Origin of the sequence: Arthrobacter sp. HMWF013 (assembly GCF_003061105.1) — a bacterium.
Lineage (GTDB): Bacteria > Actinomycetota > Actinomycetes > Actinomycetales > Micrococcaceae > Arthrobacter.
Genome location: NZ_QAIQ01000309.1, coordinates 1 through 4,225, shown reverse-complemented (window position 1 = coordinate 4,225; position 4,225 = coordinate 1). Strand labels below are relative to the sequence as shown.

The window sequence follows — 4,225 nt, the reverse complement described above, 5'->3', positions numbered from 1 at the left end:
CCCCAACACAGCCAACCCCCACCCCAGGCGACAGCCGGCACTTCCGCGTGCCGCCGTCGTCCGTCATCCCCTGCGTCCAAGAAAGCAGAACCCCAATGAAGGAGCAACACATGAGGCAGCGCCGCCACCCCTGGCAGACTCTTCTGGCCACCACCGCATCCCTGACCGTCACCGCCCTGGCCCTCACCGGCTGCGGCGGGACTGCCCCGGAAGCGAAGAGCACCCCGAAGGCCGCCGCCGCGTCCTTCGAGGGCAAGGGCCCCATCAACTACGTCTCCAACCGCGATGCCTCCGGTGCCGCGAACAAGACCATCGAGGAATGGAACGCCGCCCACCCGGAGGAGAAGGTCACGTTCATCGAACTGCCGGACTCCGCTGACCAGCAGCGCCAGCAGCTCATCCAGAACGCCCAGATCAAATCGGACACCTTCAGCGTGCTGAACCTCGATGTGGTGTGGACTTCCGAGTTCGCCGCCAACAAGTGGATCCTGCCGCTGCCCGAGGACGCCGTCCCCACTGAGAAGATGATCCCCGCCACGGTCAACGCCGCCACGTACCGGGACTCCCTGGTGGGCGCCCCCTACTACACCGACGGCGCGCTGTTCTACTTCCGCTCCGACCTTCTCAAGGCCGCCGGCATCGCCGTACCGCCCAAGACCTGGGACGAGATGAAGGCCGCCTGCGGCAAGATCCTGGCCCTGCCCGAAGCCGCCGGAATGTCCTGCTACACCGGCCAGTTCGACAAGAACGAGGCACTCACGGTCAACTTCGCCGAGGCCGTGGCCTCCGCCGGCGGCACCGTGGTGGACGCCGACGGCAAGCCCACCGTCAACACCGCCGAGGCCAAGGAAGGCCTGAACCTGCTGGTGGACGGTTTCAAGGACGGGCTCTTCCCGTCCGACGCCATCACCTACCTCGAGGAGCAGGGCCGCCGCGCGTTCCAGGACGGCAAGCTCGTGTTCATGCGGAACTGGCCCTTCCTGCACGCCTCCCTGAGCGCCACGGACGGCTCCAGCAAGGTGGCCGGCAAGTTCGACATCACCGCCATCCCCGGCACCGACGGCCCCGGCGTGTCCACCCTCGGCGGCCGCAGCCTGGCCATCTCCCCGTTCACCCCGAACAAGGCCACCGCGCTGGAGTTCGTCAAATTCTTCACCAGCGAGGAGCAGGCCCAGAAGCGCCTCGCCCTCAGCTCCCGCGCCCCGGTATACGCCACGCTCTTCGCGGACCCCGCCGTCGTCGCCAAGCGCCCGTTCTTTCCCACGCTGCTGACCTCGCTGAACAACGCCCAGCCCCGCCCCAAGGTGGTCCAGTACGGTGCCACCACCAAGGCCATCCAGGAAGAGGCGTACGCGGCCATCACCGGCGCCAAGGACACTGACACGGCCCTGAACGACATGCAGGCCAAGCTCACCGAGCTGTCCAAGTAACCCAGCAACAACCCCCGCAGTCCGGACCACTTGCCTGGCCGGCCGGTCCACCACGGCCGGCCAGCAAGTGCAACCCCAGTGAGGTACCACGCATGACCACCACCCTCCCGTCCGCCGGCGCGCAGGCCACAGCGCCCCCGCCGGCCGCGCCCCGCAAACGCGGCAAACGCTCCCCCGGCGAAGGCCGCATGGCCGCGATGCTGCTCTCCCCCACCCTCCTGGTGCTGGCCCTGGTCATTGTGTACCCGCTGCTCTCCGCGGTGCACCAGTCCCTGTTCCGCGCCGAATCCGGCCTGGACGCGGACGGCTTCGTCTCCGACGTGGAGTCCTTCGTGGGGCTGGCCAACTACGCGGACCTGTTCGCCGGCGAATCCGGCCGGCGCTTCCTGAACGCCTTCGCCAACACCACCTTCTTCACCGTCACCACGGTGTTCCTCGAGACCGTCCTGGGCCTGTGCCTGGCGCTCGCCATGAACCGCGCCTTCCGCGGCCGGTCCTTCCTGCGGGCCAGCATCCTGGTCCCCTGGGCCGTGCCCACCGCCGTCTCCGGCCTGCTGTGGCGCTGGATCTTCCAGTCGGACGGCATCGCCAACAACCTGCTAGGCAGCGAAATTCTCTGGACCGCAGAGGGTAACGCCTCCAAGCTCGCCGTCATCATCGCCGAAGTCTGGAAGACCGCCCCGTTCATCGGCCTCCTGGTCCTCGCCGGCATGCAGATCATCCCCGGCGAACTCTACGAAGCCGCCAAGATCGACGGCGCCGGCTGGTGGCGCCAGCTCGGCTCCATCACCCTCCCGCTGGTCAAGCCCACCCTTCTGGTGGCCGTGCTGTTCCGCATGCTCGACGCGCTGCGGATGTTCGATCTGCCCTTCGTCCTGATCGGCCCCGGCAAGGAATCCGTGGAAACCCTCTCCATGCTGGCCTGGGACGAATCCAACCAGCTGCGCTACGGCTCCGCCTCCGCGTTCGCCGTCATGCTCTTCCTGTACGTCGCCGTCGTGGCCATCGTGTTCGTGAAGGTGCTCGGCGCCGACGTCACCGGCGCCAAGGAACTGAAGCGCATCTCCAGGAAATCCCGCCTTAAGGCAACCCGCATGCAGGCTGTCCCTGAACAGAAGAAGACCGAGGCCACCCGATGACCATCTCAGACCTCCGCAGCCTCGGCACTGAAGGCCACCGCACCGGCGACCAGCCGTCGTCGGACGCTCCCCGCGTGAAGAAGCAGCGCACCTGGCGCTCCTACACCGTCTACGCCGGACTGGCCCTGATCTTCGCCTACTGCCTGGCGCCGTTCTACTGGATGATCGTTTCCAGTCTCCGCCGCACCGCGGACATCTTCGACAACACCCTGCTGCCGGCGCCGTTCTCGCTGGAGAACTACGCCAAGGTGTTCGACGGCTCCACCATGTTCGGCCAGGCGCTGCTGAACTCGCTGATTGTCGCCGGCACCACCACCGTTTTCGCGCTGGTGCTGGGCGTGTTCGCGGCCTACGCGATCTCCCGGCTGAACTTCCGCTTCAAGTCGCTGATCCTGGGCGTCATCATCGCCACGTCCATGTTCCCGGGCATCTCCGTGGTGGTGCCGCTGCTGCGCCTCTTCACGGACATCGGCTGGATCAACACCTACCAGGCCATGATCGTGCCGAACCTGTCCTTCGCGATCCCGCTGGCGGTCTGGAACCTCACCACCTTCATGAAACAGCTGCCCTTCGACCTTGAGGAAGCCGCCATGATCGATGGCTGCACCAAGTGGCAGGCGTTCCGCAGGGTCCTGCTGCCGCTCGCCGCGCCGGGCGTCTTCACCACCGCCATCCTGACCTTCATCCACAGCTGGAACGAATTCATCATCGCGCTGTCCATGATCAACGATCCGAAGATCCAGACCGCTACGGTGGCCATCTCCAAATTCACCGGTGCCACCGAATTCCAGGCACCGTTCGGCGAGCAGATGGCCGCCGGCGTGATCGTCACCGTACCGTTGGTCATTATGGTGCTGATCTTCCAGCGGCGGATCGTCGAAGGCCTCACCGCGGGCGCCAGCAAATGAGTCCGGTGGAGGAAATCTCGCTGGGTCCTGCCGCGCAGTGGTGGCAGTCCGCCGTGATCTACCAGGTCTATCCGCGTTCCTTTGCCGACGGCTACGGGGACGGGGTGGGCGATCTCGCCGGGCTTGCCGCACGGCTGCCATACATCGCCTCGCTCGGCGTGGACGGCATCTGGATGACCCCCTTCCAGCCCTCCCCCCAGCTGGACCAGGGCTACGACGTGAGCGATTACTGCGGCGTGGACCCGCTGTTCGGCACCATGGCGGACTTCGATGCGCTCCTGGAACTCGCCCACTCGCTGGGCCTGCGGATCCTGCTCGACGTCGTCCCCAACCACTGCTCCTCGGCCCACCCTTTGTTCCAGGCTGCTTTGGCGGCCGGGCCGGGGTCACCGGAGCGGGACATGTTCCACTTTGTCCCGGGCCGGGCTGTGGCGTCCGACGGCGGCGCTGCCGCCGGGGACGCTGCTGACGGCGTCCCCGCCGAAGGCGGGGTCCCGCCCAACAACTGGCAGAGCGTCTTCGGCGGGCGGGCCTGGAGCCGCGCCAACCCGGGATCTGCTAAAGACACAGACTGGTACCTGCACCTGTTCTCGCCCGGGCAGCCGGACTGGAACTGGCGCAACCCTGCCGTGGGCGACTACTTCGACGGCGTGCTGCGCTTCTGGTTCGACAAGGGCGTGGACGGCCTCCGGATCGACGTCGCCCACGCCCTGTTCAAGGCCGAGGGTCTGCCGGACTCCCCCTCCAC

General features: G+C 67.0%; 4 protein-coding genes. All 4 read left to right on the top strand.

What is annotated here, in order from left to right:
• Window positions 1-110: 110 nt before the first annotated feature.
• Window positions 111-1,430 (top strand): ABC transporter substrate-binding protein, encoded by a 1,320-nt coding sequence (locus DBR22_RS11815; protein ID WP_108599176.1) that lies wholly within the window; start codon window positions 111-113, stop codon window positions 1,428-1,430.
• A gap of 92 nt (window positions 1,431-1,522) precedes the next feature.
• Window positions 1,523-2,569 carry a carbohydrate ABC transporter permease gene (locus tag DBR22_RS11810; protein WP_181365146.1) on the top strand — a complete coding sequence of 349 codons (1,047 nt, stop codon included), beginning with the start codon at window positions 1,523-1,525 and terminating at the stop codon, window positions 2,567-2,569.
• On the top strand, window positions 2,566-3,477 hold the full coding sequence (locus DBR22_RS11805) for a carbohydrate ABC transporter permease (protein WP_108599175.1): 912 nt from the start codon (window positions 2,566-2,568) through the stop codon (window positions 3,475-3,477). Before DBR22_RS11810 ends, DBR22_RS11805 begins: the two co-directional genes overlap by 4 nt.
• Window positions 3,474-4,225, top strand: a 752-nt coding sequence (locus DBR22_RS11800; protein ID WP_258229161.1) for an alpha-amylase family glycosyl hydrolase, incomplete at its 3' end; no start/stop codon positions are given. The genes DBR22_RS11805 and DBR22_RS11800, both read left to right, overlap by 4 nt.

What these genes read in the sequence shown, in the direction of transcription:
- DBR22_RS11815 (WP_108599176.1), top strand. Translation starts at nt 111, where the DNA reads ATGAGGCAGCGCCGCCACCCCTGGCAGACTCTTCTGGCCACCACCGCA.
- DBR22_RS11810 (WP_181365146.1), top strand. Translation starts at nt 1,523, where the DNA reads ATGACCACCACCCTCCCGTCCGCCGGCGCGCAGGCCACAGCGCCCCCG.
- DBR22_RS11805 (WP_108599175.1), top strand. Translation starts at nt 2,566, where the DNA reads ATGACCATCTCAGACCTCCGCAGCCTCGGCACTGAAGGCCACCGCACC.